Here is a 26519-nt window from a genome sequence, read left to right as displayed (position 1 = left end):
CTTGCTGCAACGGGACCGGGCGCGCGGCCGAGGGGGCCGGGGACGGCCCGGCACCGGCCGACGAGGCGGCCTGCGGCGGGTGCCCGGCGTGGTCCGGACCCGGGGGCACCGGTTCCGGCGGATGCCCCGAGGGCCCCGTCTCCCCGGGGTGTGCGCCCGCCTCCGGAGGCGGTGGCGCGGCGCCAGGTTCCAGCAGTACGACGCCGTGCTCCGACGGCCCGACACCGGGCTCCGGCAGCACGGCCCCGGGTTCGGGAGGCGGTGGCGCGGCGCCGGGCTCCGACGGCGCCGCGCCAGGCTCCGGCAGCACGACGCCATGCTCCGACGGCCCGGCCCCGGACTCCGGCAGCACGGCCCCGGGTTCGGGAGGCGGTGGCGCGGCGCCGTGCTCCGACGGCGCCGCGCCAGGCTCCGGCAGCACGACGCCATGCTCCGACGGCCCGGCCCCGGACTCCGGCGGCTCGGCCCCGGGTTCCGGCGGTACGGCCGCGGGGGGACTGACCTGGGCCACGCCGCACGGCACGTCCCGCGTCACGAACGGCAGGCGCAGCACCCCGTCCGCCGTCCACAGGCCGGTGCCCGCCAACCACCCCTCCGGCGCCCGCAGATGGTGCACCCGCCGCTCGGCCGGCCGCCACACGCCGATCCAGCTGCCCGCCGGCCCGTCGACCCGCAGCGCCACCGCACAGCTCTCCGGCGTCAGCATCTGCCCCGGCTGGATCGCGAACGGCGTGACGGAGCAGTCCCGCAGCCGCAAGCACTCCGGGAACCGCACCGGCAGGGTGCTGCCCAGCACCCCCCAGCCCAGCCGGGCCCGCCCGGGCGAGGGCGCGTCCGAGCGGACGATGAGCAGCCCGCTGTCGTGGTCGGCGAGCAGCAGCCGGTCGTCGCTGTCGGCGGCGATCTGCAGCAGCGGCGACACCTCGCCGCCGCGCTCCAGGTCCACCACGACGGCCTTGGTGCGGCCGCCGGTCTCCCGGTCCAGGGCCAGCAGCCGCGCCGTACGGTCCAGCCAGACCCCGCCCGAGCAGCGGCCGGGCAGCTCGGCCAGCCGCTCGGGCCCGAACGCGCCGCCCGCCACCAGCCACACCGACGTCGAGCGCGGCCCGACGGCGAGGGCGTACGCCTTCTCGCCACCGGGCACCGGCGGCAGCAGCCGCAGCCGGGCGGAGTCGTCCGGGCACTCGACCGCGCCCAGCGGCAGCTCACCCGTGCCCGGCCCGGTCGGGTACAGCAGGGAGAAGGCGTGCCGCCGGGCCACCAGCCGGTGGATGAGGACCCGCCCGTCCCCCATCGGCTGCACCTCGGTGCCGGGCTCCTCCGGCTGGTTGCGGGGCAGGGGTACCGCGTAGGGCTCCGGACCGTCGAGGGTCCAGCGCTCCGGGAACCAGGAGTCGCCGGCCGAGGCGAGGCGTGCGGCGTAGGCACCGTCCACGGTGAGCGTGCAGCCCGCCGGCGCCGCCCCGTCCTCGTGTCCCGCCGAAGGCTCGATCGCACAGGCCGTCATCGTTCGGTCACCTCCAGTGACGAACGTAGTTTTCGCACGTGCGGGCGGGGAATTCCGTGAGCTCCGACTTCACACATAAGGGTGTTCCAGGAACGATTCGCCTGAGGGAAAGGGGGAGTTTGTGCTCAGCGGGGCGAGGGGTGCCGGGAGCGGGCGGTGGCGGTTCGACGCCACAGATCAGGCGGGTAGCCTTGCACCCGTGCCCCGTCTGTCTGAAGTCATCGCCGCGCTGGAGAACCTGTGGCCCGCCGAGCGGGCCGAGTCCTGGGACGCGGTCGGCACCGTCGTGGGCGACCCGGACCAGGAGGTCACGCGGGTCCTGTTCGCCGTCGACCCGGTCCAGGAGATCGTCGACGAGGCGGTGAAACTGGGCGCCGACCTGCTCGTCACCCACCACCCGCTCTACCTGCGCGGCACGACGACCGTGGCGGCGACGCACTTCAAGGGCCGCGTCGTGCACACGCTGATCAAGAACGACATCGCGCTGCACGTCGCCCACACCAACGCCGACACCGCCGACCCGGGTGTCTCCGACGCCCTCGCCGGCGCCCTCGACCTGCGGGTCACCGGGCCGCTCGTGCCCGACCCCAGCGACCCCGAGGGCCGGAGGGGCCTGGGCCGCGTCTGCGCCCTGGACCACCCGCTGACCGTCCGGGAGCTCGCCGCCCGCGCCGCCGAGCGGCTGCCCGCCACCGCGCAGGGCATCCGCGTCGCCGGCGACCCCGAGGCCCTCGTCCGCACGGTCGCCGTCAGCGGCGGCTCCGGCGACAGCCTCTTCGACCAGGTACGCGCGGCCGGCGTCGACGCCTTCCTCACGGCGGACCTGCGCCACCACCCCGTCTCCGAGGCCCGCGCCCACAGCCCCCTCGCGCTGCTCGACGCGGCGCACTGGGCCACCGAGTGGCCCTGGTGCGAGCTGGCCGCGAGCCAGCTCGACGAGATCTCCGACCGGCACGGATGGGACCTGCGCGTCCACGTCTCGACAACGGTCACCGACCCCTGGACCAGCCACTCACCGTCACCTGGAGCCCCCAACTGAACGCCGCGCCCGCCGACCAGATCCGCCTCCTCGACGTCCAGGCCCTCGACGTCCGCCTCCAGCAGCTCGCCCACAAGCGGAAGTCGCTGCCCGAGCACGCCGAGATCGAGTCGCTGACCAAGGACCACACCCAGCTGCGCGACCTGCTCGTCGCCGCGCAGACCGAGGAGAGCGACACCGCCCGCGAGCAGACCAAGGCCGAGCAGGACGTGGACCAGGTGCGCCAGCGCGCCACCCGCGACCAGCAGCGCCTGGACTCCGGCGCCGTCACCTCCCCCAAGGACCTGGAGAACCTCCAGCGCGAGATCGCCTCCCTCGCCAAGCGGCAGGGCGACCTGGAGGACGTGGTGCTGGAGGTCATGGAGCGCCGGGAGTCCGCGCAGGAGCGGGTGGCCGAGCTGACCGAGCGGGTCTCCTCCGTCCAGTCGAAGATCGACGACGCGACCGCGCGGCGCGACGCGGCGTTCGAGGAGATCGACGCCGAGCTGGCCACGGTCACCAAGGAGCGCGAGGTCATCGCCGGGTCCGTCCCCGCCGACCTGCTGAAGCTCTACGACAAGCTGCGCGAGCAGCAGGGCGGCATCGGCGCGGCGAAGCTGTACGCGCGCAGCTGCCAGGGCTGCCGGCAGGAGCTCGCCATCACGGAACTGAACGAGATCCGCAAGGCGGCGCCCGACACGGTCATCCGCTGCGAGAACTGCCGCCGCATCCTGGTGCGCACGTCCGAGTCCGGTCTCTAGGCCTTCAGGGAGCCGTTGCGGTGCGGGAGTTCATCGTCGAGGCCGACGGCGGGTCGCGGGGCAACCCGGGGCCCGCGGGCTACGGCGCCGTGGTCAGCGACGCGGCGACGGGGGAGACCCTGCGGGAGACCGCCGAGTACATCGGCGTCGCCACGAACAACGTCGCCGAGTACCGCGGCCTCCTCGCCGGCCTGCACGCCGCCCACGCGCTGGACCCGGCCGCGACGGTCCACGTCCGGATGGACTCCAAGCTCGTCATCGAGCAGATGTCGGGCCGCTGGAAGATCAAGCACCCCGACATGAAGCCCCTGGCGTCCGAGGCGGCCCGGGTCTTCCCGCCGGGGCGGGTGACGTACGAGTGGATCCCGAGGGAGCGCAACAAACACGCGGACCGACTGGCCAACGAGGCGATGGACGCGGGGGCGAAGGGACAGCAGTGGTCGGAGCCGGCGTCGACGGCTGAACTGGACACGGCGGCCCGAGCGGCGGCGACGACGACGCCGGAGCCGCCCGGCGACGCGGCGGCGGGCGCGGCTCGCGTGCGCGACGCCCTGGCGGCGGGTGCCCTGGCGGCGGGCCGCACGTCTACCGTGCCGACCGGCCCGGGGCCGGATGCCGCGCAGCCGGGGGCCCCGCAGGTGAAGGCCGGCGCGGACACCACTGGTACCGCGAAGGCCGACGCCGACGCTCGCGCTGCGAAGGCCGGTGCCGACACCCGTGCCGCCGAGGTCGTCGCCGCGCCCGGCTGGGCGCCCGCCGACATGGGGGCTCCTGCCACGTTCGTGCTGCTCCGGCACGGGGAGACGCCGCTGACGCCGCAGAAGCGGTTCTCGGGGAGCGGCGGCAGCGACCCCTCGCTGTCCGACGTGGGCCGGGAGCAGGCCGAGCGCGCGGCAGCCCTGCTGGCCCGGCGCGGGACGATCCAGGCGGTCGTGTCGTCGCCCCTCGCCCGCACCCGGGAGACCGCCGGGATCGTCGCGGCCCGGCTCGGCCTGGACGTGGAGGTCGAGGACGGACTCCGCGAGACCGACTTCGGCGCCTGGGAGGGGCTCACCTTCGCCGAGGTGCGCGAACGCCACCCGGACGACCTGAACGCCTGGCTGGCCTCCCCGGACGCCGAACCCACCGGCGGCGGCGAGAGCTTCGCGGCGACCGCCACCCGGATCGCCGCCACCCGCGACAAGCTGATCGCGGCGTACGCGGGCCGCACGGTCCTGCTCGTCACGCACGTGACCCCGATCAAGACGCTCGTCCGGCTCGCCCTCGGCGCCCCGCCGGAGTCCCTGTTCCGGATGGAACTGTCGGCCGCTTCCCTGTCGGTCGTCGCCTACTACGCGGACGGCAACGCCAGCGTCCGTCTCCTCAACGACACGTCCCACCTGCGCTGAGTCCCGCCGCCGCCCGGGCCAGCGCCTCGATGCGCCGCCAGTCGCGGCCCGCGACCGCGTCCGGCGGCAGCATCCAGCTCCCGCCCACGCACCCGACGTTGGGCAGCGCCAGGTAGTCCGGGGCGGAGCCCGGGCCGATCCCGCCCGTGGGGCAGAACCGCGCCTGCGGCAGCGGCCCCGACAGCGACTTCAGATACGCCGTGCCGCCCGCGGCCTCGGCCGGGAAGAACTTCATCTCCCGCACCCCGCGCTCCAGCAGCGCCACCACCTCCGACGCCGTCGACACCCCCGGCAGGAACGGCACGCCCGACGCCCGCATCGCCTCGACCAGGACGTCCGTCCAGCCGGGACTGACCAGGAACCGGGCGCCCGCGGCCACCGCCTCCGCGACCTGCCCGGGGCCGAGCACCGTCCCGGCACCGACCACCGCCTCCGGCACCTGCCCGGCGATCTCCCGGATCGCCTCCAGCGCCGCGGGCGTCCGCAACGTCACCTCGATCGCGGGCAGCCCGCCCGCGACCAGCGCCCGCGCCAGCGGTACGGCGTCGCCGGCCTCCTCGACGACGACGACGGGGACGACGGGCGCGAGGTCCAGCACGGAGGCCGGCAGGGGAGAGGAGGCCATGCCGCTCATCCTGCCGTCGGTCGAGCAGCCTGCGCAAAGGCCATTGCGCATGCCGCAACGGGTGTCAGTGCACCTCGTCCACCAGCACATCCAGCGACCACGCCTGCCCCGCCTTCACCGGCGCCGTCGCCTCCACGACGTACCCGAGGTCCCGCAGCGCCTCCACCAGCTCGGACGGCGACCCCGGGACCGCCCCGGCGGTCAGCAGGCTGCGCACGATCCGCCCCTTCGTCGCCTTGTTGAAGTGGCTGACCACCTTCCGGGTCGGCGCGTGCAGCACCCGCACGGTCGCCGTCCGCCCGGCCACCTCGCCCTTCGGCTTCCACGCGGCGGCGTACGCGGCCGACCGCAGATCCAGCACCAGCCCGCCCCCGGCCACCTCGGGAAGCACCGACGCCATCGGCGTACGCCAGTGCGCCCCCAGCGCCCCCAGACCCGGCAGCCTCACCCCCATCGAGCACCGGTACGACGGAATCCGGTCCGTCACCCGGACCGCCCCCCACAGCCCCGAGAACACCAGCAGCGACCGCGCGGCACGCCGCTTGGCGGCCGCGTCCAGGGACGCCAGACCGAGGGCGTCGTACAGCACGCCCGTGTAGATCTCCCCGGCCGGCCGCGCCCCCGCCGTCCGCAGCTCCGCGTTCTTCGCGACCTCGCCCCGCAGCCCCTCGCTCAGCCCGAGCACCTCACGCGCCTTGTCCTCGTCGCCGGAGCACAGCTCGACCAGCTCGGTGAGGACGGCCTCCCGGGCCCCGGCGAGCCCCGGCAGCGACAGCGACTCCGGCTTCAGCGGCGCACCACGGCCGGACGATGCCTTTCCTTCGGACGGCGGCAGCAGGACAAGCACGCGTACTCCTTCGATCGAACTGCAGCCGACAGCGTACGGGGCCTCAGACGCGCGCCCGCCCGAGGGCGCGGACCAGGCCGTCGGCGTCGTCGGCGTGGAAGCGGACGACCCGGACCTCGCGGCGCCGGCCGAAGAAGGTGACGTGGGCGACCGGCTCGGTCAGTTCGAGCGTGACGCTGGTCCGGGAACCGACCTCGACGTCCAGCTCGCCGTCGGCCGGCTCGTGCGTCAGCCGCAGCTCGCGCCGCACCGAGGCGATCCGCTCCAGCGGCACACGCAGATCGACGTGCACGTACCGCCGTATCCGCAGCGAGCCGCCCTCGAGGTCCAGCACGTGCGGCCGTACGACGGACGCGGCGTGCAGCCCGACGACGACCACGACGCCGTACACGTCCAGGAAGAGGAGCACCGCGTGCGCGGTCGGGAAGTCCCGCAGCAGCACGGACATCGCCACCGTCTCCACCACGCACACGAACGCGAAGCCGGCCATCATCGCGCCCTGCCCGCGCGCGTACCCGAAGGCCCGCCCGCTCTTCGTGCCGTGTGTACGCCGCGCCACCCACAGCACGAGACTCACCAGCACCCGCACCTCGTGCCGGACCAGCAGCCGCGCGACCCTCATCGCCGCTCCTCGGCGAGGATCCGCAGCGTACGGCGGATCGCCTCGGCCTGCGCCGGGGCCAGGTCGTCGTAGAACGCGCGCAGGACGCTGTCGTCGTGGTCGAGGTCCCCGACCTCCGGGAACAGCCCCGGGGGAATGCAGCCGGCGAGCGCCCGGGCCGCCTCCTCGACCCGCGGATCGTCCGGCGCGGCATCCGCGAGGGCATCCAGCAGCGCGTACGCCACCCCGGCCCGCGCCACGGCCTCCGGACTCCCCAGCGCCTCCCCGATCGACGCCACCATCCGCTCCCGCGCCTCGTCGGGCATGGAGGTCTCCAGAAAGGCGATGATCTCGCGGTCCTTCACCGCCATGGGACTCTCCGTGAGATGCGCGGTCCCGGCGAACAGCGCGGCCAGCTCGGGCGACACCGGCCCCTCGGCCGGCAGCCCGCCCTCCGCCTCCAGCAGCGCCCGCAACCGCCCCCGCCGCTCCCGGATCGCCTCCTCCTGCCGCGCCAGATCCTCGTCCAGCTCGGTCAGCACCTCGACGAGGTCCTTCCCGGCGTCGTCCGCGAGCACGTCCCGCACCTCGGCGAGCCCCAGCCCCAGCTCCGTCAGCCGCCGGATCCGCGCCAGCACGACGGCGTGCCGCAGGGTGTACTCCCGATACCCGTTGGCCCGCCGCTCCGGCTCGGCCAGCAGCCCCAGATGGTGGTAATGCCGCACGGCCCGCGTGGTGACGCCGACGACCCCGGCCAGTTCTCCGATCCGCATGCCACCAGTGAAGACGTTGACGCTGCGGCAGGGTCAAGCACGCGGATCGGTGCCTGACGGCGGCGTTGGCCGTGTGCCACGATCGAGGGAACGGACCCCGATCCCACCGGCAGGAGGGCCGGATGGGGATCACGAGAAGTACATCAGCCGCATCGTGAGGCAAGTGATCAAGTCCGCGAAGCCAAGCGCCGCTGCTACGCCCGGGCCGGAATCCCCCTCTACCTGCGCGTCGACCGGGACTCGGCTCAGGACGGTCCTCAGCGACCCGAAGGACGACGACTACCGCGAGCACTGCGCCCGCCCCTTCGGCAAGCCCGTCACTCTTTCGGAACCGTTCGCCTTCGACCTGGACACCGCGGACCTCCTCTGATCCCCTGGGCCGGGGGGTGCGTCATGGGGATACGAGAAAAGGCCAGCTGGACCAGAGCACGCCTGGGCCGTGGCGGCCCGCCCCTGGACCTCCTCACCGCCCGCTTCGACCAGCACGTCTACGCCCCGCACGCGCACGACGAGTTCACGGTCGGCGTCACCGTCGGCGGCTCCGAGGTCATCGCCTACCGAGGCGGGCACATCCACTCCTACCCCGGCTCGATCGTCGTCCTGGAGCCCGGCGAGATGCACACCGGCGGCCCGGCCGCCGCCGACGGCTACGCCTACCAGGCCCTCTACGCCGACCCGGCCCTGCTCACCGACGGCACCCTCGGCGTCCTGCCCCACTTCCGCGACCCCGTCCTGCACGACCCGGAACTCGCCACCGCCCTGCGCGCCGCCCACACCGACATCAGCGCCTGCCCCGACCCGCTGGAAGCCGAGTCCCGGCTGCCCTGGCTGCTCACGGCCCTGGCCCACCGTCACTCCACGGCCCGAGCGGTGAGCGACACCGTGCCGGGCGCCGACCACATCGCCAGGACCGTACGCGACCGCCTCGCGGACGAACTGCTGGAACCCCCGTCCCTGGCCGACCTCGCCACCGACCTCGGCCTCTCCCGCTACCAGCTCCTGCGCGCCTTCCGCACGGCGACGGGCGTGCCGCCCTACGCCTGGCTCGCCCAGCACCGCGTGTCCCGGGCCCGCCGCCTCCTGGACTCCGGCCTGCGCCCCGCCGAGGTCGCGGGTCTCGTCGGCTTCGCCGACCAGGCGCACCTCACCCGCTGGTTCCGCCGCGTGCTGGGCGTGACCCCGGCGGCCTACCGCAACAGCGTTCAAGACGCGGCAGGCTGAGATGACGGAGACTCAGCGCATGACTGCACGCGGCTGGTTCCTGTTCTCCCTGATGGGAGTGGTCTGGGGCATTCCCTATCTGCTGATCAAGGTGGCGGTGGACGACCTGTCCCCGTCGGCGGTGGTGTTCGCGCGCTGCGCCCTCGGCGCCGCCCTCCTCCTCCCCTTCGCCCTGCGCCAGCCGGGCCTGACACGCACCGTCCGCACGCACTGGAAGCCGATGCTGGCCTTCGCGGTCATCGAGATCGTCGGCCCCTGGTACACCCTGACCGACGCCGAACGCCACCTCTCCAGCTCCACCGCGGGCCTGCTGATAGCGGGCGTACCGATCGTCGCGGTCATCCTCTCCCGCTTCTTCGGCGCGGCCGAGTCGCTGGGCGCCCGCCGCATCACCGGCCTCGCGCTGGGCCTGGCCGGAGTCGGCGTCCTCACCGTCCCGCACCTGACCGGCGGCGACGCCTTCTCGCTGGCGGAGGTCCTGGTGACGGTCGTCGGCTACGCCACGGCCCCGCTGATCGCCAGCCGCCACCTCAAGGACGTCCCGACCCTGCACCTCATCACGCCCTGCCTGGCTCTGACGGCCCTCATCTACGCCCCCGCGGCCATCACCTCCCGCCCCGCGACGCTTCCCTCCCCCGAGACCCTCGCCGCCCTGGCGGCCCTGGGCGTCGTCTGCACGGCCATCGCCTTCGTGACCTTCCTGGAACTGATCAAGGAGGTCGGCCCGACCCGCGCGTCGGTCATCACGTACGTCAACCCGGCGGTCGCGGTGGCGGCGGGCGCGGTCTTCCTGGACGAGCACCTGACCCCGACCGTACTGGCCGCCTTCGCCCTCATCCTGGCCGGCTCGGTCCTGGCCACGGCCGCGGCGCCGAAGCCCGCACCACGCCGGGTACCATGGTCGACACGGCAGACGAGCCGGGCGGACGGCCGCGTGGAGTCCCCCTGACGGGGAGCTTCCCGAGGAACGTCCGGGCTCCACAGGGCAGGGTGGTGGCTAACAGCCACCCGGGGTGACCCGCGGGACAGTGCCACAGAAAACAAACCGCCGAGGGCTCCGGCCCTCGGTAAGGGTGAAACGGCGGTGTAAGAGACCACCAGTGCCCAGGGTGACCTGGGCAGCTAGGTAAACCCCACCCGGAGCAAGGTCAAGAGGAGCCGTTGTAAAAGACGGCTCTGCGCGGACGTTCGAGGGCTGCCCGCCCGAGTCCGCGGGTAGACCGCACGAGGCCGACGGCAACGCCGGCCCTAGATGGATGGCCGTCGCCCCGGCTCCCGCGAGGGAACCGGGGAACAGAACCCGGCGTACAGCCCGACTCGTCTGCCGCTCAGTATTTCCGCAGGTCAGCGGCTCTGTTGTCGCGCTCAACAAAGCGTCCGGGTCTAATCGTGGGTACTGCAGCGGAGCTTCCGCGGGAGGCGCCAGCCCTTGAGGGTGGCCGTAGCCCGCTCGCCGAGGCAGCGGATCTGGCGTGGACGGTGTTGTGGCGACGTTTCCATCGCCTGAGAACCCGTCCATCAGGAGCTCCGCCGTTGCGCAGGACAGTCCAGCGCGCAGTCAGGGATCGCCAGCCTGAAAAGAGTTAAGGTCAGTCGGGCAGAGCTTTTCCTCTGCTCGGCCTTCTGTGATCAGTAGCGGATTTAAGTGCGAGGTTAAACCATTACTCGTAACCACCAGCTGCCTGGTCGTGGGCATGACCGGCCGGAAGTCATGATCAAAGCCCGCGCAGCTGGGTTGGACAGCCTTCTCTGTCAGATGAAGAAACGTTATCCTCACCTGGGACATCACAGGATCAGCCTATGACTGTCCCAGCTTATGCCTCCGAAGCATAGAGACTCTGCCTAAAGGGCCGATGCGGTTGGGGACGCGGCGTCGCTATCATGTGCGCGCGGAGAAAAATCGCCAACATTCTGGAGGAATCATGGAACTGTTGACCTTCGACGACTCGACGGCACTGGCGGAGTCTGCGGCACAGATGGCACTTCAGACGATCAAAGACGGACTGGCCGAGAACGAGCGCGTGACGTGGATCCTCACCGGCGGTAGGACTCCTGGTGCGGCCTACAGGCTGATCGCCGGCCAGCCCGATGTGGTTGATTGGTCACGTGTCAACATTGGTATGGGTGATGAACGGTGCGTCGCTCTGGACGACAGTGAATCCAATTGGGGGCAAGCCGAGCGGGACCTACTTCGTCACCTTCCCCTGACTGCTGAAAATTTGCTAAAGCCTGCGGGGGCGGTGACTGCTCAAGAAGCGGCTGACCATTACGAGGTACTCATCCGTGACCTTCCGCAGGTATCTCCTGAAATCCCCAGGCTGGACCTCCTGTGGCTCGGTATGGGCGAAGATGGGCACACTCTCTCACTCTTTCCTGGACTTGAAGAGATCGAAGAGGCGAATCGGCTGGTTGCGAGCGTTTATAATTCGCCGAAGCCGCCGCCGCAGCGTGCGACTCTAACGCTGAAGGCGATGAGAGGTGTCAAGGCATGCCACATCCTTGTGTCGGGCGCGGGAAAGGCGGACGCGCTTGGCAAGGCACTGAGCGACGCAGGAAACTCCCATCTTCCAGTGGCCAGGGTCGCGAGGGAGATTGAGTCCCAGGGCGGGAAAGTGATCTGGTTCGTCGACAAGCCGGCCGGCGCGAAGTTGTAGTGTGCGCCTGACTGTGTGGCCCAGCGTTACTGAAATCGCTGGGCCTCGGCTCTGATTAATTCCGCGAGGAGTGAGGCCGGCGGGGGTAAACTCTGCTTGCGCCAGTGGAGCCACACGTCCGTAAAAATAGGCCCATCTGGTGAAACAACTACACTTCCTCTGTAGTCGTCATTGACTGGAACATTGTCCTCGGCCACAACAGGAATGCCTACGCGGTTCTTTCCAAGGGCAAGCAGGGCTCGCAAATTAGGGCTCTCGACGGTGACCGTTAAGTGAAAACCTGCCTTAGCGGCGCCACGTTCCAGCTCCATTCTCGTGAAGTAGCCGCGCGGAGTGGTGAGTAGCGGCTCTCCAGCCAAGTTGCGGATGGGTATTTCTTTAGATCCATAGTGAGAGTGACCCTCTGGAAACATGGCGACGACGTGCACTCGATAGACTTTGAAACCGTCGAAGTCCACCCTTGGCCCAGGGGCCATCGACATGTCTATTCGACCTTCTCGCAACTCCTCGTAGAGATTCCTTGCGACGTCTGCCCTGCGCCCTTCTTCTAGCCCGGAAAATTCCATTTTGACTCGCTTGTTCTCCGCCAGGAATCGGCCGATCAGAGGGGCCAGAAAGTACTCGATATGTACAGGGAAGCATCCGAATCGGACCACCCCTGTCAAGTTGTTGCTTAGGTTGTCGGCCATCGATGTGAATCGATCCACTGACTGAAGTGCTTCCTGTGCATGTTTCAGTAGTACGGCTCCTTCCGTCGTGAGGAAAACCCTGTTTCCGGCGCGTTCAAATAGCGGAACTCCAAGTTCCTTTTCGAGTGACTTAACCTGGCGCCATAGGGCTGGTTGCGTCATGTATAGTCGCCGAGCTGCTTCGACATAAGATCCACATGTTGCCACTGTGATAAAGTATTGCAGCTGTCGAAGGTCAACTCCTGGCATCAGTTCCCCCTATGCCTTACGGGCATTAGTGCGCTGCAATTTCATGACATTGCTCCAGGCTCAGAATCCCGTGAGCATAGGGATAAGTCGAAGAGGACTTCCACCAAGGGTGCCAGCCTGCGGTGATGCAACGGTGACGGGAGTGCACTAATGGCAATCGAACGGAAGGAAGGCCCGCGGGCGAAGGTGCAGCGTGCTGGATCGCGGGCCGTCAAGGCTTGTAAGCCGGTGATGGGATCTACGCTTACGGGGATCTTCTGGACGCTTCGGCTTGTGCAGATCATCGGACTCATCGCAGGCCATGAGTGGTTCAGCGGCAAGGAGGAGTAGGCAGCAGCACACCCCCGTGGACGTCGCATCTGATTACCCTAGCTAGCCGGCACCCGATTTGGGGCAGAACAACAGACTGAGCCCTTTTCAGGCCAGCGAGGCCTGACTGCGAGTTGGACTGTTCTGCGCAACGGTGAAGCTCCTGGTAGACGGACTCTCGATCAAGATCACCTGTGTCCGCCAGGAGCTTCGCCTGCTTGTCCACCCGTCCTCGATTGATCTGTCCAGCCGCACCCTGCGGTTGCTGACCAGGCAACTGACAGTCCGACGGCAGGAGATCGGAACGCGGTGGAGGCGCCTTCCTGCCGGACGTCAGCCCCCGCTCGCCCTGGCCCAACTGTGGTGAGGTGCCCCTTACGCCCAGCTCGCATCCTTCCGGACGACTGCTCTGGGCGTCGCTGGCTCTGCCCGGCTCGACTCAACGCCAAGATCCGCTGCCTCGGCGAGTGAGCCACGGCCGCCCTCAAGGGCTGGCGCCTCCCGCGGAAGCTCCGCTGCAGCGCCAACCGCGTCACCGAGGTGGTCAAGGCCGTCTTCGTCCTTCACCACACATCAGGGTGAGGCTGGAAAAGGCTCATTGGCGCAGTGCGTTCACGGAGTCTGTCCAGGAGTGTGCAGTGCCAAAGTCCAGGATCTGTGTCCCAGGCGGGCCAGGAGGATGCTCTGCGGCTTCAGTGTCTCGGTGGATGACGTCGCGTCGAGGACCGGGACCAGGCGCGGCCCCATGACGCGCTGTGAGAGGTGCCCTTCCCGCCGGATGCGAGCACGGAACTCATCGTCTGCGCTCATCGCGCGCAGGCAATCGTTAACGACCTACAGCCGATTCTCCGCGTCCAACGAATGGTGAAAGAGCTCTACAGGTCACGTCCCGCCAGCACAAGATCGTGTTGCTGGCGTTCAGGAGCGGGTGAGGCGACGGGTGAGACTAGTGAGGGCGGTGGCGTCGAGCAGCCAGGCTGAGAGGGAGCTGAGCCAGGCGATCCAGGCAGTGCTGTCACAGGAGTGAACGCCTTTTCCTGGCCGAGGTCGAGGGCGGCCAGGATGAGGTCGAGCGCGAAGACGACCGGTTGGAAGGGCGCTCCGTTGGACTGGGAAGGCCGGGGCAGCGCTGCTGAGGCGACGATGGCAGCGGTAGCGGTAAGTGCCAGCAGCCATATGAGCGCGCGCCCCTGGTCTGTAGCCGCATCCGACAGTGGCGTTCGGCGTAACCCCAGAGTCGTGCAGGCCTTGGCAGGGCACAGCCTCTGTGGCGCGGAGCCGGCAACGCGCGTGTTCCGTCATCGGCGGGTGTGCGTTTGATTCGGCGTGCCAGTTGCCTCGGCATCCCGCAGACCGAATTAGTCCTGCCTTGAGGTGAATCGCTGTACGCAACGTGCCGTCAGCAGGCTCACATCCTGTCCGACACCGCCCCGGCCTCGGCCGTCTCCGAGTCAAACCAGAAGGTGACTGCCTCTGATCGGCTCAGAGCAGCCCCGGTCGAAGTCTGCAACCGGACCTACAGTTCACAACCGATCCGACCTGCGAAAGCGCAGGTCAGGGAGGTGCGTCAGGAAAACCCGGCGTATCGCTCGGCTCGCCTGCCGCCCCTGCGGCGATCAAGGCGAAGCCGTCACCTCCCTCAGCAGCCCCGTGAAGGACCGCCCCCACTCCTCCACCGTCTCCCTCGTGAACAGGTCCGTCGAGTACTCGAACGTGATCGTGATGGTGTCCGCCTCCGGGGCGATCACGACGTAGAGCTCGTTGCGGGCCACGCCCTGGGTGGGGAGGGCGCGGATCGTCGTGTGGACGTCCCGGAGGTGCAAGGACGGGGGCTCTGTGGTGATGACCGTGAACAGGACCGTCGGGAACAGGGACTCCGCCAGGTCGGGTGCGACCAGGGAGACCACGTCCGTCAGGGGGAGTTCCTGGTGGTCCAGGGCCTCGAAGAGGGTGGTGCCCAGTTGGGCTGCCAGGGCGGGGAACGAGTCGGCTTCGGACAGGCGTGCTCGGAGGAGTACGGCGTCGCCCAGGATGCCGACCGTCTCCGCGCGGTCGCGGTGGACGCGGTTCGCGCTGGACGCGGCCAGGACCATGTCGTTCGGGGTGCCGCACAGCCGGCCCAGCCAGGTCGCGAACGTGGCCGCCAGGATCGTGTAGGGCGTGGTGCCCAGGCGGGTCGCCGTGGCGGTGAGGTGGGCCGGGGTGTCGTCGGTGAGGGTCCACGTGTGCAGGGCGCCCCGGCCCGACAGGGTGTCGGGGCGGGGGTGGTCGTAGGGGAGCTGCGGGCGTAGGGGGATGCCTTCCAGTTCCGTGCGCCAGAAGTGTTCCAGGGTCTTTCTGCGGTCGTCCGGCAGGGCGTGTTCCGCGCGGGCGAAGTCCGTGAAGTGGTGTGTTACCGGGGGGAGTTGGGGTGTGCTGCCTGTCCTGTGCGCGTTGTACAGGGCCTGCAGGTCGCGCCTGATGACGGCCAGGGACCAGCCGTCGCAGACCGCGTGGTGGAAGACGGTCATCAGGATCCAGTGGTCCGGTGCCACGCGGGCCAGGGCGAAGCGGAACAGGGGCGGTCGGTCCATTGCGAATGGGGCGGAGGCCTGTTCGCGGCACCAGCGGTCCATCGCCTCCTCAGGGGCGCCGGCGGGCGCGCGGAGGTCGGTCAGCGGCAGGGGCACGGGGACTTCGGCCAGTATCTCGACCTCGTACCGTCCGTCCTGGCGGCGCACCGGCCTGCCGCGCAGTGCGTGATGGCGTGCCACCAGGTCCGTGAGGGCCTGGTGCAGGGCGCCGGGGTCCAGGTCGCCGCGCAGGTCCACGCGGTGGGCGATGTTGTAGACACTCGGGTCGGCGAGCGCGTGGTGGCGGCGCCACAGCCGGCGGAGCGTGGAGGGCATCGGGGCTGTGTCCTCCACCCGGGCGCGGTGCGCGATGCCCCGGATCGTCGGGTCCAGGAAGAAGTCGGCCATCGTGAGGTCGATGCCCGTCGCCTCGCGCATGCGGTTCAGCAGGCGGATCGCGCTCAGTGAGTGGCCGCCGAGTTCGAAGAACGGTGTCGTGACCGGGACCGGCCGTACGTCCAGTTCTTCGCACCACAGGTTGTGCAGCGTCTGTTCCAGGGCCGTCGTCGGCTCGGATCGTGAGGGTTCCGCCGAGTCGTCCCCGGGTTCCGGCAGTGCCGTGCGGTCCAGTTTGCCGGAGGCGTTCACCGGGAGGCGATCGAGCGTCACCCAGCGGCGGGGCACCAGGTGGTCGGGGAGCGAGGCGGCCAGCGCGGTGCGCACCTGTGGCCCGGAGGTTCCCGCGGTCAGGACCACGTACGCCACCAGTTCGGTGTCGCCGTGGCGGTCGCGGCGTGGGAGCACCGCCGCGTCCCGGACCGTCGGCAGTGCCGTCAACGCCGCCTGGACCTCGCCCGGTTCCACCCGGTAGCCGCGGATCTTGACCTGGTCGTCCGCCCGGCCCCGGTACTCCAGGGTGCCGTCCGTACGCCAGCGGCCCAGGTCGCCCGTGCGGTACCGCACCCCGCCCGCGCCGTCGTCGAGGAACACGGCGGCTGTTTCGGCGGGGCGGTCGTGGTAGCCGTGTGCCACCGGCACGCCGCTGACGTGGATCTCGCCTACCGCTCCGACCGGGACCGGCCGGCCCGTGTCGTCCAGGAGCCGGATCCGGGCTCCCGGCACCGGTGTGCCGATCGGGGGCCACTCCTCGCCCACCGGGTCGACGCGGTGCGTCGTGACGATGATCGACGTCTCCGTGGGGCCGTACTGGTTGTGGAGGGCGCAGTGCGGGTGCGTGGTGAGGAAGCGGCGGAAGGCCGGGGTGAGGTGCAGGGCCTCGCCCGCCGAGAACAGTTCGCGCAGGGAGGGGAGTTCGGGGGCCGTCTCCATCAGGTACTTCAGCGGGGTGCAGGGCATGAAGAGCCGTTGCACCTCGTGGCGGCGTACCGTCTCGGCCATCACCGCCGGGTCGTGCCGTACGGCGTCGTCGACGAGGACGAGTGCCGCCCCCGAGGCGAGCGTCGTGAAGATCTCCTGGACGCTCACGTCGAACGCCGGTGACGTCCACTGGAGGGTGCGGAGCGCCGGGTGGTGCCTCAGGTGGTGCCGGATCAGGTTCGCGGGGCCCCGGTGGGGTACGACGACGCCCTTCGGACTGCCCGTCGAGCCGGAGGTGTGGATGCAGTAGGCCGGGTCCTCCGGGTCGGCGGCCTTCGCGTCGTCCGGGAGCGGGGTGGACGGGAGTGTGTCGTCCGCCGACTCCATGAGCTGGACGGGGAGTTCGAGGTCCGGGCGGGCCGTGGCCTCGGAGGTGAGGAGGAGTACCGGTGCCGTGTCGGCGAGGAGCAGGGCCAGGCGTGGGGCGGGCAGGGACGGGTCCAGCGGGACGTACGCCGCTCCCGTCTTGAGGACCGCCAGCAGGGCCGTGATCAGTCGCGGGCCGCGGGGGAGGAGGACCGCCACGCGCTGTCCCCGTGCCGCGCCGCGGGTGCGGAGCAGGTGGGCCAGGCGGTTGGCCGCCGCGTCCAACTCCGCGTAGGTGACCTTGACTTCGTCGCCGAGGAGTGCGATGGCGGCCGGTGTGCGGCGGGCCTGTTGTTCGAAGAGGCCGTGCAGGGTGGTGCCGGGGCGCGTGCCCTCTCCGGTCTGTTCCAGACGGGCCAGCGCGGTGCGGTCGGCCGTCGTGAGGGCGGTCAGAGCCGGCAGGGGCGCGTCGGGCGTGTCCAGGGCGCGGCGCAGCACCTGTTCGACGTAGTCCACGAAGCGGCGCACTGTCGCCTCGTCGAAGAGAGCCGTGTCGTACTCGACCATGAAGCGGACGCCGCCCGCGTGGCGGGTGAGGTAGACGCTGAGGTCGAACGGGGCGCGGTCGCTCGGGACGTCGAGCAGGGCGGAGGTGAGGTGGGGCGGGTCGAACTCCGCCCGGCCCTCGTTCTCGTACTCCACCATCACCTGGAACAGCGGATTGCGGCCGGGGTCGCGACGCGGATTGAGCGCGCCGACCAGTTCGTCGAAGGGGACACCGCCGTGTTCGAAGGCCGCGGTGCTGCTTTCGCGCACCCGGCCCAGCAGGGTCGCGAAGTCCGGGTCGCCGGTGAGGTCCAGGCGCAGCGGGACCGTGTCGAGGAAGAGACCGACGTGGTCCTCGGCGCCGGTGGGGCGGGACGCCACCGCCGTGCCGATCACCACGTCCCGCTGTCCGCTGAACCGGCCGAGGACCGCGCCGATCGCGCCGGTCAGCGTCATGAAGAGGGTGGCGCGGTGCCCGGCGGCCCACTTCTGCAGGCCGTCCGCCAGTTCGGCGTCCAGGGCGTGGGTGAGGCTCGCGCCCGCTCCCGACCTGACCGGCGGGCGGGGGCGGTCCGTGGGCAGGGTCAGTTCGGGGGCGTCGGCGAGGTGGTGCCGCCAGAAGTCCAGGGACGCCGGGTCCGGCGGGCCGGCCGCCGGCAGCTCGGGCAGTGGCCGCGGTTCGGGCCCTCCGCCCCGCCGGGCGCGGTAGTACGCGGCGAGATCGCGGGCCAGCACGGCCGTGGAGGAGGAGTCGAAGACGATGTGGTGGGCCAGGAGGAAGAGCAGGTGGCGGTTCGGGGACAGGCGGAGCAGGCGCGCGGCGACCAGCGGGCCGGAGGCGAGATCCAGTCCGTGGTCGTCCGCGAGGACCGACCGCAGGGCCTCCTCCTCCGTCGCGCCCGTGTGGTCCTCCACCGGGCAGTCGAGCGGCATGCGGTCGCGTATCTCCTGGTAGGGGACGCCGTCCGTGTCGCCGAACACCGTGCGCAGCGCCGGGTGCCGGTCAGCGACCCGGTCCAGCGCCCAGCGCAGGGCCGGGACGTCCAGCGGGCCGTCCAGGCGGATCGCCTTGGGCTCGTGGTACATGGCGGTGCCCGGGTGCAGTCGCTCCAAGAACCAGATGCGGCGCTGAGCGGGGGTGAGGGGCGCCCGGCGGGGTGCGGAGGGCGCCGGAGCCATCGTCCATGGAGTGCCCGGGGTGCTGCCCGCAGCCTCCGAAGACGCCGGTGCCGTCCTGCGGACCCGGTCCAGGACCGGGAGCGCCGCCAGTACCTTCTCCTTCGGTACGCCGAAGTCCACGAAGCAGGCGATCTCGTCCGCGCCGGCGGCCAGCAGACGCCCTACGGTCTCCGCGGCCGTGCGCTCGTCGCCGATCAGGGCGCGGGAGTCGCAGTAGCGCTCGTAGGCCCGGCCGAGGAGGAACTCCACGTCCTCCTCCGGCGTGTTCTCCAGGTCCACCTGGAAGCCCAGACTGTTCGTGACCTGGTCGAAGAGGGAGAGCGAGGACCGCAGGTACGACAGGAACGGCCGGTACGCCTCGGCCCGCGCCCGCTCCGCGTCCTCCTCCAGGTAGGTGTGCACGAGCACCACCACCCGCCCGGCCGCCGGGTCGAGACCGTGCTCGGCACGGCAACGCCGGTACAGCGCGATGTTCTCGGCCAGTTGCTCCACAGTCTGCGTCATCAGGTTCGTGACCACGCCGAGGTCCTCGGCGGCCGCCCGGCGGTAGCTGTCCGGGTTGCCGACGACGGCCACGTACATCGGCGGGCTGTCCTGGACGGGGCGGGGGTGCAGGCGGATCTCCACGGGGGTGCCGTCGCCCGCCGTGGTCTTCAGCGGCTCGCCCGACCAGAGCTGCCGTACGGTCTTCAGCTGCTCGTACATCACCTCGCGGTGGCGGCCGAAGTTCTGCGGGGCGAGCGCGAAGTCGGTGGCGTGCCAGCCGCTCGCGAAGCACAGGCCGGTCCGGCCGCCGGAGATGTTGTCGACGACCGACCACTCCTCGGCGACCCGGGCGGGATGGTGCAGCGGCAGGACGACGGACCCGGCGTGCAGCCGGACCCGGCTGGTCCGGGCGGCGAGGGCCGCGGCCAGGACGGAGGGGTTGGGGAACAGCGCCCCGAAGGAGTTGAAGTGCCGCTCGGGGAACCACAGGGCGTGGAAGCCGTGCCGGTCGGCGAAGTCCGCGGCGGCCATGATCAGGCCGTACTTGTCATGGTCGCGGTCCTGGGGGTAGTCGCCGAAGAAGTAGAGGCTGAAGTCGGTGTTGCCGGAGGGGGTGGTGGGGGCGGGCTCCGGGTCGTAGGTGAGGGGGGCGGGTGTGTGCGTCGGCACCGGAGCCGGCACCGGAACCGGGGCCGGAATCGGAGGCGCTGTCGTGGTGCCGGATCCCGTCGCGAGGACGTCCAGCTGGCGGGAGATCATGTCGCCCACCTGGTCGACGAGTTGCCCGACCAGGCGCAGTTGCTGTCCGAACAGGGCGTGGACGTCGGCGTCAGCACCCTCGGGTGCTGACGGTTCCCGAACCACCGCCTCCCGGACCACCGTTTCCTGGGCCGTCACCGGCGGCTCATCCCCCCGCAGCTCCCCGACCCGCTCCGCCAGCCTCCTGGGCGTGTCCGCCGTGTCGAACACCTCCCGGATCGGGACCCGGACGCCGTACCGCTGCTCCAGTTCCGTCGTCATGCTCATCAGGGACAGCGAGTCGGCGCCCAGTTCGAAGAACGAGCTGTCCGGTGTCACGTCGGTGACCGGGCGGCCGACTTTCTCCGCCGCCAACTCCCGGACCACATCGATCACTTCACCGGACACAACCGGCTGCTGCTCGGAGGCCCCGGCCGGCACCCCGGCCTCGTACGGCACCCTGCGCCGCCGCAGCGGATGCCCCGGGAGCGGGACCCGGCCCCCCTCCGTGACGAGCGCCCGCCAGTCCAGGTCGGCGCCCCTGCGGTACAGCGCGCCGAGCGCCGTCAGGAAGCCGTGCGCCTGCTCCTCGGCCCCGTCCCCGGCGCCCTGCCCGCTCAGCCAGCGGCTGTCGGGTGCGCAGTGCCGGCCGAGGCCGGCGAGGGTGCGCCCGGCGCCGAGTTCCACGAAGTCGCGGCAGCCCCGCTCGACCGCCGCCGCCATGGCGAGGTCGAAGCGGACCGGCTGCCGGGCCTGGCGGCAGAGGTACTCGACGTCGACCGTCCAGCCCGGCCGGCGCAGCTCACCGTCGGCCGTCGTCACCAGCGGGGTGTGGAGGGGGCGGTAGGTCACCTCGCGCGCCCGGGTGCGGAACTCGTCCAGCGCGCTGTCGACGTCCGCGGAGTGGAACGCCCGGTCGACCGGCAGCGCACGCCACCGCAGACCCTCCTGGTCGAGGAGCCGCGCCGCCTCCTTGAGGGCCGGGGGAGGACCGGAGAGCACCTGGGCCTGGGGGCCGTTGACCGCGGCGAGCTCCGTACCGGAGGCCGCGGCGACGCGCTCGGCGGTGGCCCGGTCGGCCCGGACGGCGAGCATGCCCCCGGCCGGGCAGCGGAGCTGCATCAGACGACCGCGCCAGGCGGTGAGCCGCAGCCCGTCCTCCAGCGTCAGGGCGCCCGCCGCGTACAGGGCGGCGTACTCGCCGACGCTGTGGCCGAACAGCAGCGCGGGCCGTATGCCGGCCGCCCGCCACGCGTCCGCCAGCGCCGCCTGATGGGCGAAGAGGGCCGCCTGCGCGGTCTCGGTGGGCCAGGTCTCGCCCGTCGGGGCGGGACCGGCGGGTTCGGCGGTGGCCGTCAGCGGGGCGAGCAGGCTGCCACCGAACTCCCCGGCGTACAGCGCCTGGCACCGGTCGAGCGTGGCCCGGGCGGCCGGGCTCACGGCGTACAGGCCGCTCGCCATGGCGCGGCGGGCGCTGCCCTGGCCCGTGCAGGCGAAGGCGACCGGGCCGGCCGGGGCCTGCGCAGCATGCGGGTGCTCCCCGTGCTGGTGCTCGTCCAGCGCGCGGGCGAGGTCGCCGGCCGTGCGGCCCGTCACGGCGAGGCGCGCCGGGCGGTGCGGTCGGCCGAGGGCCAGGGTGGCGGCCACGTCGGCGGCGGGGAGGTCCGGGCGGGCCAGGAACCGGCCGCGGAGCACGGCGGTCAGCTCGTCGAGGGCCTCGGCGTCGCGGGCCGACACGGGGACGAGGACGGGGAGTTCGGGCACCGGGCGGGGGCGTGGGGGCGGGGCCTCCTCCAGGACCAGGTGGGCGTTGGTGCCGCCGACGCCGAGCGCGCTGACACCGGCCCGGCGGGGCACGCCGTCCGGGACCGTCCACGGCCGTAGTTCTGTGGCGAGCGTCAACCGGCCGTCGCGGAGGGGTAGTTCGGGGTTGGGGCGGGTCAGGTGGGGGGTCGGTACCAGGGTGCGGTGGCGCAGCATCAGGACCGTCTTGATGAGCCCGGCCATGCCCGCGCAGCTGTCGAGGTGCCCGATGTTCGGCTTCACCGAGCCGACCGTGCAGGAACCGGTACCGGTGCCGGTGCCAGTGCCAGTGCCGGTGCCGTCACCGCCGTCCGCGCGGAGCGCCCGCGCCAGCGCGGTGAGTTCCACCGGATCGCCGAGCCGTGTTCCCGTGCCGTGCGCCTCCACGTAGGTGATCGTCTCCGGCGGTACGTCCGCCCTGCGCAGTGCCTGGCGTACGACGTCGGCCTGGCCCTCGATACCGGGGGCGCTGAAGCCGACCTTTGCGGCGCCGTCGTTGTTGACCGCCGAGCCCAGGATCACCGCGTGCACGGTGTCGCCGTCGGCCAGCGCCCGGTCGAGGCGCTTGAGCAGTACGGCGGCCACGCCGTTGCCGCCGACGGTGCCGTCGGCCTCCGCGTCGAAGGCGCGGCACCGCCCGGTGGGCGACAGGATCGACCCGGGGTGGCTGTGGTAGCCGGTCTCCTGCGGCAGGTGCACGGCCGCGGCGCCCGCCAGCGCCAGGTCCGCCTCACCGGTCAGCAGCGCCTGGACCGCGAGGTGCACCGCGACCAGGGACGTCGAACAGGCCGTCTGCACGCCGATGGCCGGCCCGGTGAGGCCGAGCCGGTAGGCGACCCGGGTGGCGAGGAAGTCGGGCTCCTGCCCGATCGCCGACTGCATGCCGGCCGCCGGGTCCGCCGGGTCGTACGGCGAGCCGGTCGCGGACTGCTGGTGGTCGTAGAGGTTCATGCCCGACCCGGCGAACACCCCCACCCGGACGCCCGGCGCGGTTGCCGCGTGGCCGCCGTCCTCCAGGGCCTGGTGGCAGCACTCCAGGAACAGCCGGTGCGCGGGGTGGGTGAGCCCGGTCTCCTTGGGGCTCATCCCGAAGAAGTCCCCGTCGAACTCCTCGACGCCGTCGAGGACTCCGGCGACGGGCACGAGGCCGGGCGCGCGGCGCTGCTCGGGGGTGAGGCCCGCCGACTGGAGTTCCCGCTCGCCGAACACGCGGACGCTGTCGACGCCGTCCCGCAGGTTCGCCCAGAAACCGTCCGCCGAGTCGGCGCCGGGGAAGCGCAGGGACAGTCCGATGACGGCCACGCGGCGGTCGGGGGAGCCGTCGCCGGTCCGTGTGCCCGGTGCGGCTGCCGCCGCTGCGTCGCCCGCGAGGTGGGCGGCGAGCGCGGCGGCCGTCGGGTGCTCGAAGAAGGCCGTCTGGTCGATCGGGATCCCCAGGCGCTCGGACAGCCGGTTCCGCAACCGCACCACCAGCACGGACGTCAGGCCGAGTTCGTAGAACGGCACGTCCACGTCGACCGGGTGGCCCAGCACGGCGCCCAGTTCCTCCCGCACGGCACGCGCCACCGCGTCGGCGTCCCGGGCCGGCCCGGCGCCCGGTGCCTCCCGGACGGCTGCACGTGTCACCGTCTCCGCGTCCCGGCTCAGCCGCTGGGGAAGCTCGGCGCGCCGCACCTTGCCCGCCGGCGTCCGGGGGAACTCGTCCTCCGGGACGGGCAGGACGTGCGCGGCGGTGAGCCGGAGCCGGGTGAACAGCGCGGCCCTGACCTCCGCGGCGATCCGCCGGTCCTCGGTGGTGCCGCGGCTGACGAAGAACACGGCGAGTTCCTCCGTGCCCCGCTCCGCCGACGGGATCCCGCACGCGGCGACCTCGCCCTGCCGGACGCCGTCGACGGCGGTGGCGGCCTCCTCCACCTCGTGGCAGTACACGTTGTGGCCGTTGAGGATGATGACGTCCTTGCGGCGGCCCGTGATGACCACCTGGCCCTCGGCGAGGAAGGCGAGGTCGGCCGTGTCCAGCCAGTCGCGTCCGGCGGGGTAGGCCGCGGCGTCCGCCTCCGGGTTGTTCACGTAGCCGGGGGTGAGCCGCGCCGGCGAGTGCACCTGGAGCCGGCCGATCCGGCCCGGCGGGGCGAGGTCCCCGCGGTCGTCGACGATGCGCAGGGTGACGCCGTGCGCGGGCGAGCCGGAGGCGACGAAGGTGACGCAGTCGGCGTCCGGGGCGTCCTGGGCGGCCCGGACCAGGTCGCCGTCCAGGCTGCTCCTGAGCAGCCGGTGCACGGTGCCCGGCCGGTCGAGCCGGCCGTAGGTGACGGCCGTGACCGTCTCGGCCATGCCCCACACCGGGGCGATGTGCTCCTCGCGCACGCCGTACGGGGCCGTCGCGTCGAGGAAGCGGCGCAGCACCGGCAGCACCACCCGCTCGCCCCCGCACAGCAGGGACTTGAGGCCGCCCAGGTCCCAGTGGCGGCCGGGCCGCTCGGCGAGCGCGTCGGCGACCAGCCGGTAGGCGAAGGTCGGGGCCCAGCTGTGCCGCGCCCGGTGTTCGTGGAGGAGGTCGAGCCAGCGCAGCGGGTCGGCGAGCACCCGGTCGGTGGGCGTGTGCACGTTGGTGCTGCCGGTGAAGACCGCGAGCAGGTGGTAGAGCAGGAAGGCGCCGCTGTGGTCGACGGGCAGCCAGTTGACCAGGGTGTCGTCCGGGCGGACGTCGAGGAGGCGGCGGCTGCTCGCCGCGAAGTCCGCGAGCCCGGCGTGCGTCAGCCGGGCGGCCTTCGGGACGCCGGTGCTGCCGGAGGACAGCATCAGCAGGGCCGTGTCTGAGGGGTCGGGCTCGACGTGGTCGTCCGCGGGCGGCGCGTCCAGGCAGTCCCGGGCGAGGGCGACGCGCGGGGCGGGCGTGGCGCCGGCGAGGGCCGCCGCGCCGGGGGCGTCGGTCAGCACCAGCGGCCCGCCGAGTAACGCGCAGGCCTGCCGCAGGCGTTCGGAGGCGGGGGAGCCCGGCGCGGGGTGCTCGGCGATGGCCACCGGGAGGGCGCCGCCGAGCACGCAGGCCCAGAAGGCGGGGAAGAACTCGTCCAGGGGCAGCCCGCACAGCACGACCGGGTCGCCGCGCCGCACCCCGTGGGCGCGCAGGCCGGTGAGCACGCGGCGGGCCGCGTCGAGCAGTTCGGGGTACGACCGCGAGCCGGTCGTGCCGTCGGCGGCGACGGTGACGACGGCCCCGCCGGGGGCGGACCGGGCGGCGCCCAGCAGTGCCCGCACGGCGTCGGCCGGATCGTCCTGCGTGCGCTCGGGCTCAGGACCCGTGCAGATGGCTTGCCCCCGTAGACGTTCCATGCCTGTCCTCTCCCGTTTCCTTGCTGGTGGACGAACGATCCTCGGCTTTGCGCGCGTGCTGCCTTCGTACGGTGAGCAGCAGCAGGACCACCGCCCCGCACGCCGCCGTCCCGTGGAAGGCCCCCACGACGGCCAGTGCGGGCAGGGCTTCGAGCGCGGCCGCCGCGGCCACCGTGCCCAGGGCGAACCCGGACTGCTCGGCGGTCGCGGACAGCCCGAAGAGCCGGCCGCGCTGCCGGTCGGGGGCCGCCTGGAGCCGCGAGGTGTAGACGATCTCGGTCCAGCCGTCCGCGAACCCCGCCGCCACGGCCGCCGCCGTCAGGGCGGGGGCGGGCAGCCCGGTGAACGCCGCCACGAAGCAGAACGACATCGCACAGGTGCCCGCGGCGAAGGCGCGCTCGCCCCACGACGTCCCGCGCGACCGGCGCTTGAGGACCTGGTGGGCGAGCAGCGTGCCCACGGCCCACGCCGACCAGAACCGGGTCATGAACACCGCCGGTTCGGACGGCTCGGCCGCGTGCGCCGCCAGCGGCAGCGCCACGTTGTGCGACGCGGACGCCAGGGCGTCCAGGCCCCGCAGCGCGATCAGCCCGAGCAGCGGCCCGGCGATGCCCGCCACCCGACGCCGCAGCCGCCCGCCACGGACCGCTACGGGCCCGCTCCGCTCCCGGGCCGACGGGACGCCCTCGCCGGTCGGCGGGTGGCCCTGCCCCGTCGGCGGGTCGTCCTTCCCGGTCGTGGTCGGCGGGTGGCCCTGCCCCGTCGGCGGGTCGTCCTTCCCGGTCGTGGTCGGCGGGTGGCCCTGCCCCGTCGGCGGGTCGTCCTTCCCGGTCGTGGTCGGCGGGTGGCCCTGCCCCGTCGGCGGGTCGTCCTTCCCGGTCGTGGTCGGCGCGTCGTCCTCCCCGGCGGAGTCGGTGCGCGGTCTGAGTACCAGCACCGCGGCGCCGGACACCGCGAAACTCGCCGCGTTGACGGCGAACGCGATGCCGAACCCGCCGAGGGCGATGACCGGTGCGGCCGAGGCGAAGCCCAGCACCGTGGCGACGGACCGGGCCGTGACCAGCACGCCGTTGGCCCGGGCCCGGCTGTCCTGCCCGACCATGACCGGGACCGCGCTGCGCAGCGCGACGTTGAAGAACGTGTTGCCCGCCCCCAGCACGACCACCGCGCCGAGCAGCACGACCAGCGGTGTGCCGGAGGACCAGAGCGCGAGCAGCACCATGGCGAGCGTCTGGGCGAGGTCCGTGACCACCATGACCGTGCGGCGCGTGACCCGGCCCGACAGGGCGCCCGCGGCGAGCCCGGCCGTGACCCCGGCCAGCAGCCGTACGGCCATGACCACGCCCACGCCCCAGGCGGTGCCGGTGACCTCGTACGAGAACAGGCTGAGCGCGATCAGGTTGAGGTAGGTCCCGTAGGCCGACACGGCGTGCGCGACCACCAGGGACCGGAACCGCCAGTCCACCCCCGTCACCGGACTCCTCGACCTGTCGGGCCAGTGTCAGCCGCCCGGCGGCCCGGGCAGCACGTTCGATCATTGCAGAGGTGTTCGGA

General features: G+C 72.1%; 14 protein-coding genes, 1 other RNA gene and 2 pseudogenes. 8 read left to right on the top strand and 9 right to left on the bottom strand.

Annotated elements, in window-relative coordinates:
• Positions 1-496 precede the first annotated feature (496 nt).
• Positions 497-1507, bottom strand: a pseudogene (locus tag C1703_RS10990) (hypothetical protein); the annotation flags it as partial.
• Positions 1508-1706: 199 nt separating this feature from the next.
• Here C1703_RS10990 and C1703_RS10985 point away from each other — a divergent pair.
• From C1703_RS10985 to C1703_RS10975, 3 genes are read left to right on the top strand one after another with little or no spacing between them, the layout of a single operon-like run.
• A complete protein-coding gene (locus C1703_RS10985) occupies positions 1707-2546 on the top strand; it encodes a Nif3-like dinuclear metal center hexameric protein (RefSeq protein ID WP_114251865.1) in 840 nt (279 codons plus the stop codon).
• A complete protein-coding gene (locus tag C1703_RS10980; protein WP_114257367.1) occupies positions 2543-3286 on the top strand; it encodes a C4-type zinc ribbon domain-containing protein in 744 nt (247 codons plus the stop codon). Before C1703_RS10985 ends, C1703_RS10980 begins: the two co-directional genes overlap by 4 nt.
• A 20-nt stretch (positions 3287-3306) precedes the next feature.
• Complete coding sequence (locus C1703_RS10975) at positions 3307-4674, top strand: bifunctional RNase H/acid phosphatase (RefSeq protein WP_114251863.1); 1368 nt, start codon at positions 3307-3309, stop codon at positions 4672-4674.
• Here C1703_RS10975 and eda read toward each other — a convergent pair.
• The 4 genes from eda to C1703_RS10955 form a co-directional block, all read right to left on the bottom strand.
• Positions 4649-5299: a bifunctional 4-hydroxy-2-oxoglutarate aldolase/2-dehydro-3-deoxy-phosphogluconate aldolase gene (gene eda, locus C1703_RS10970; protein ID WP_114251861.1), complete on the bottom strand. Its 651-nt coding sequence runs from the start codon at positions 5297-5299 to the stop codon at positions 4649-4651. The genes C1703_RS10975 and eda overlap by 26 nt on opposite strands.
• Before the next feature lie 64 nt (positions 5300-5363).
• Positions 5364-6146: a peroxide stress protein YaaA gene (gene yaaA, locus C1703_RS10965; RefSeq protein WP_114251859.1), complete on the bottom strand. Its 783-nt coding sequence runs from the start codon at positions 6144-6146 to the stop codon at positions 5364-5366.
• 43 nt (positions 6147-6189) lie between these two features.
• Positions 6190-6768 carry a hypothetical protein gene (locus C1703_RS10960; RefSeq protein WP_114251858.1) on the bottom strand — a complete coding sequence of 193 codons (579 nt, stop codon included), beginning with the start codon at positions 6766-6768 and terminating at the stop codon, positions 6190-6192.
• Positions 6765-7520 carry a MerR family transcriptional regulator gene (locus C1703_RS10955; RefSeq protein WP_114251856.1) on the bottom strand — a complete coding sequence of 252 codons (756 nt, stop codon included), beginning with the start codon at positions 7518-7520 and terminating at the stop codon, positions 6765-6767. Before C1703_RS10955 ends, C1703_RS10960 begins: the two co-directional genes overlap by 4 nt.
• Positions 7521-7683: 163 nt before the next feature.
• Between C1703_RS10955 and C1703_RS10950 the strand changes: the two genes are divergently transcribed.
• Positions 7684-7890 (top strand): hypothetical protein, encoded by a 207-nt coding sequence (locus C1703_RS10950; RefSeq protein ID WP_232840448.1) that lies wholly within the window; start codon positions 7684-7686, stop codon positions 7888-7890.
• 23 nt (positions 7891-7913) lie between these two features.
• A complete protein-coding gene (locus tag C1703_RS10945; protein ID WP_114251854.1) occupies positions 7914-8741 on the top strand; it encodes an AraC family transcriptional regulator in 828 nt (275 codons plus the stop codon).
• Positions 8742-8816: 75 nt separating this feature from the next.
• Here C1703_RS10945 and C1703_RS39605 read toward each other — a convergent pair whose 3' ends face one another.
• Positions 8817-9083 carry a hypothetical protein gene (locus C1703_RS39605; protein WP_232840447.1) on the bottom strand — a complete coding sequence of 89 codons (267 nt, stop codon included), beginning with the start codon at positions 9081-9083 and terminating at the stop codon, positions 8817-8819.
• Between the two features lie 572 nt (positions 9084-9655).
• Here C1703_RS39605 and rnpB point away from each other — a divergent pair.
• Both rnpB and pgl read left to right on the top strand, forming a co-directional pair.
• An RNA gene (rnpB, locus tag C1703_RS10935) (RNase P RNA component class A) lies at positions 9656-10065 on the top strand.
• A 598-nt stretch (positions 10066-10663) separates the two neighbouring features.
• Positions 10664-11395: a 6-phosphogluconolactonase gene (gene pgl / locus C1703_RS10925; RefSeq protein ID WP_157993093.1), complete on the top strand. Its 732-nt coding sequence runs from the start codon at positions 10664-10666 to the stop codon at positions 11393-11395.
• A 26-nt stretch (positions 11396-11421) separates the two neighbouring features.
• On the opposite strand, the gene C1703_RS10920 is transcribed toward pgl, so the two are convergent.
• Positions 11422-12333, bottom strand: a complete 912-nt coding sequence (locus C1703_RS10920; RefSeq protein ID WP_114251849.1) for a LysR family transcriptional regulator — start codon at positions 12331-12333, stop codon at positions 11422-11424.
• A 523-nt stretch (positions 12334-12856) separates the two neighbouring features.
• On the opposite strand from C1703_RS10920, the pseudogene C1703_RS10915 reads away from it, so the two are divergent.
• Positions 12857-13224, top strand: a pseudogene (locus C1703_RS10915) (hypothetical protein).
• A 1034-nt stretch (positions 13225-14258) separates the two neighbouring features.
• Here the strand turns inward: C1703_RS10915 and C1703_RS10905 are convergent.
• The gene (locus C1703_RS10905) at positions 14259-24965 is read right to left on the bottom strand and encodes a non-ribosomal peptide synthetase/type I polyketide synthase (protein WP_114251845.1); all 10707 of its coding nucleotides are present in this window, start codon (positions 24963-24965) and stop codon (positions 14259-14261) included.
• On the bottom strand, positions 24925-26439 hold the full coding sequence (locus C1703_RS39600; protein WP_232840446.1) for an MFS transporter: 1515 nt from the start codon (positions 26437-26439) through the stop codon (positions 24925-24927). Before C1703_RS39600 ends, C1703_RS10905 begins: the two co-directional genes overlap by 41 nt.
• Between the last annotated feature and the right edge of the window lie 80 nt (positions 26440-26519).

Source organism: Streptomyces sp. Go-475, from assembly GCF_003330845.1.
Lineage (GTDB): Bacteria > Actinomycetota > Actinomycetes > Streptomycetales > Streptomycetaceae > Streptomyces.
Note: the sequence above shows the minus strand (reverse complement) of the source record. Positions and strands in the feature narration are given on the sequence as shown.

Bases quoted from the DNA above. Each gene is read 5' to 3' on its own strand.
- eda (WP_114251861.1), bottom strand. From the start codon at position 5,299: ATGGCCTCCTCTCCCCTGCCGGCCTCCGTGCTGGACCTCGCGCCCGTC.
- C1703_RS10960 (WP_114251858.1), bottom strand. From the start codon at position 6,768: ATGAGGGTCGCGCGGCTGCTGGTCCGGCACGAGGTGCGGGTGCTGGTG.
- C1703_RS10955 (WP_114251856.1), bottom strand. From the start codon at position 7,520: ATGCGGATCGGAGAACTGGCCGGGGTCGTCGGCGTCACCACGCGGGCC.
- C1703_RS10945 (WP_114251854.1), top strand. From the start codon at position 7,914: ATGGGGATACGAGAAAAGGCCAGCTGGACCAGAGCACGCCTGGGCCGT.
- C1703_RS39605 (WP_232840447.1), bottom strand. From the start codon at position 9,083: ATGACCGCGACGATCGGTACGCCCGCTATCAGCAGGCCCGCGGTGGAG.
- pgl (WP_157993093.1), top strand. From the start codon at position 10,664: ATGGAACTGTTGACCTTCGACGACTCGACGGCACTGGCGGAGTCTGCG.
- C1703_RS10920 (WP_114251849.1), bottom strand. From the start codon at position 12,333: ATGCCAGGAGTTGACCTTCGACAGCTGCAATACTTTATCACAGTGGCA.
- C1703_RS10905 (WP_114251845.1), bottom strand. From the start codon at position 24,965: ATGGAACGTCTACGGGGGCAAGCCATCTGCACGGGTCCTGAGCCCGAG.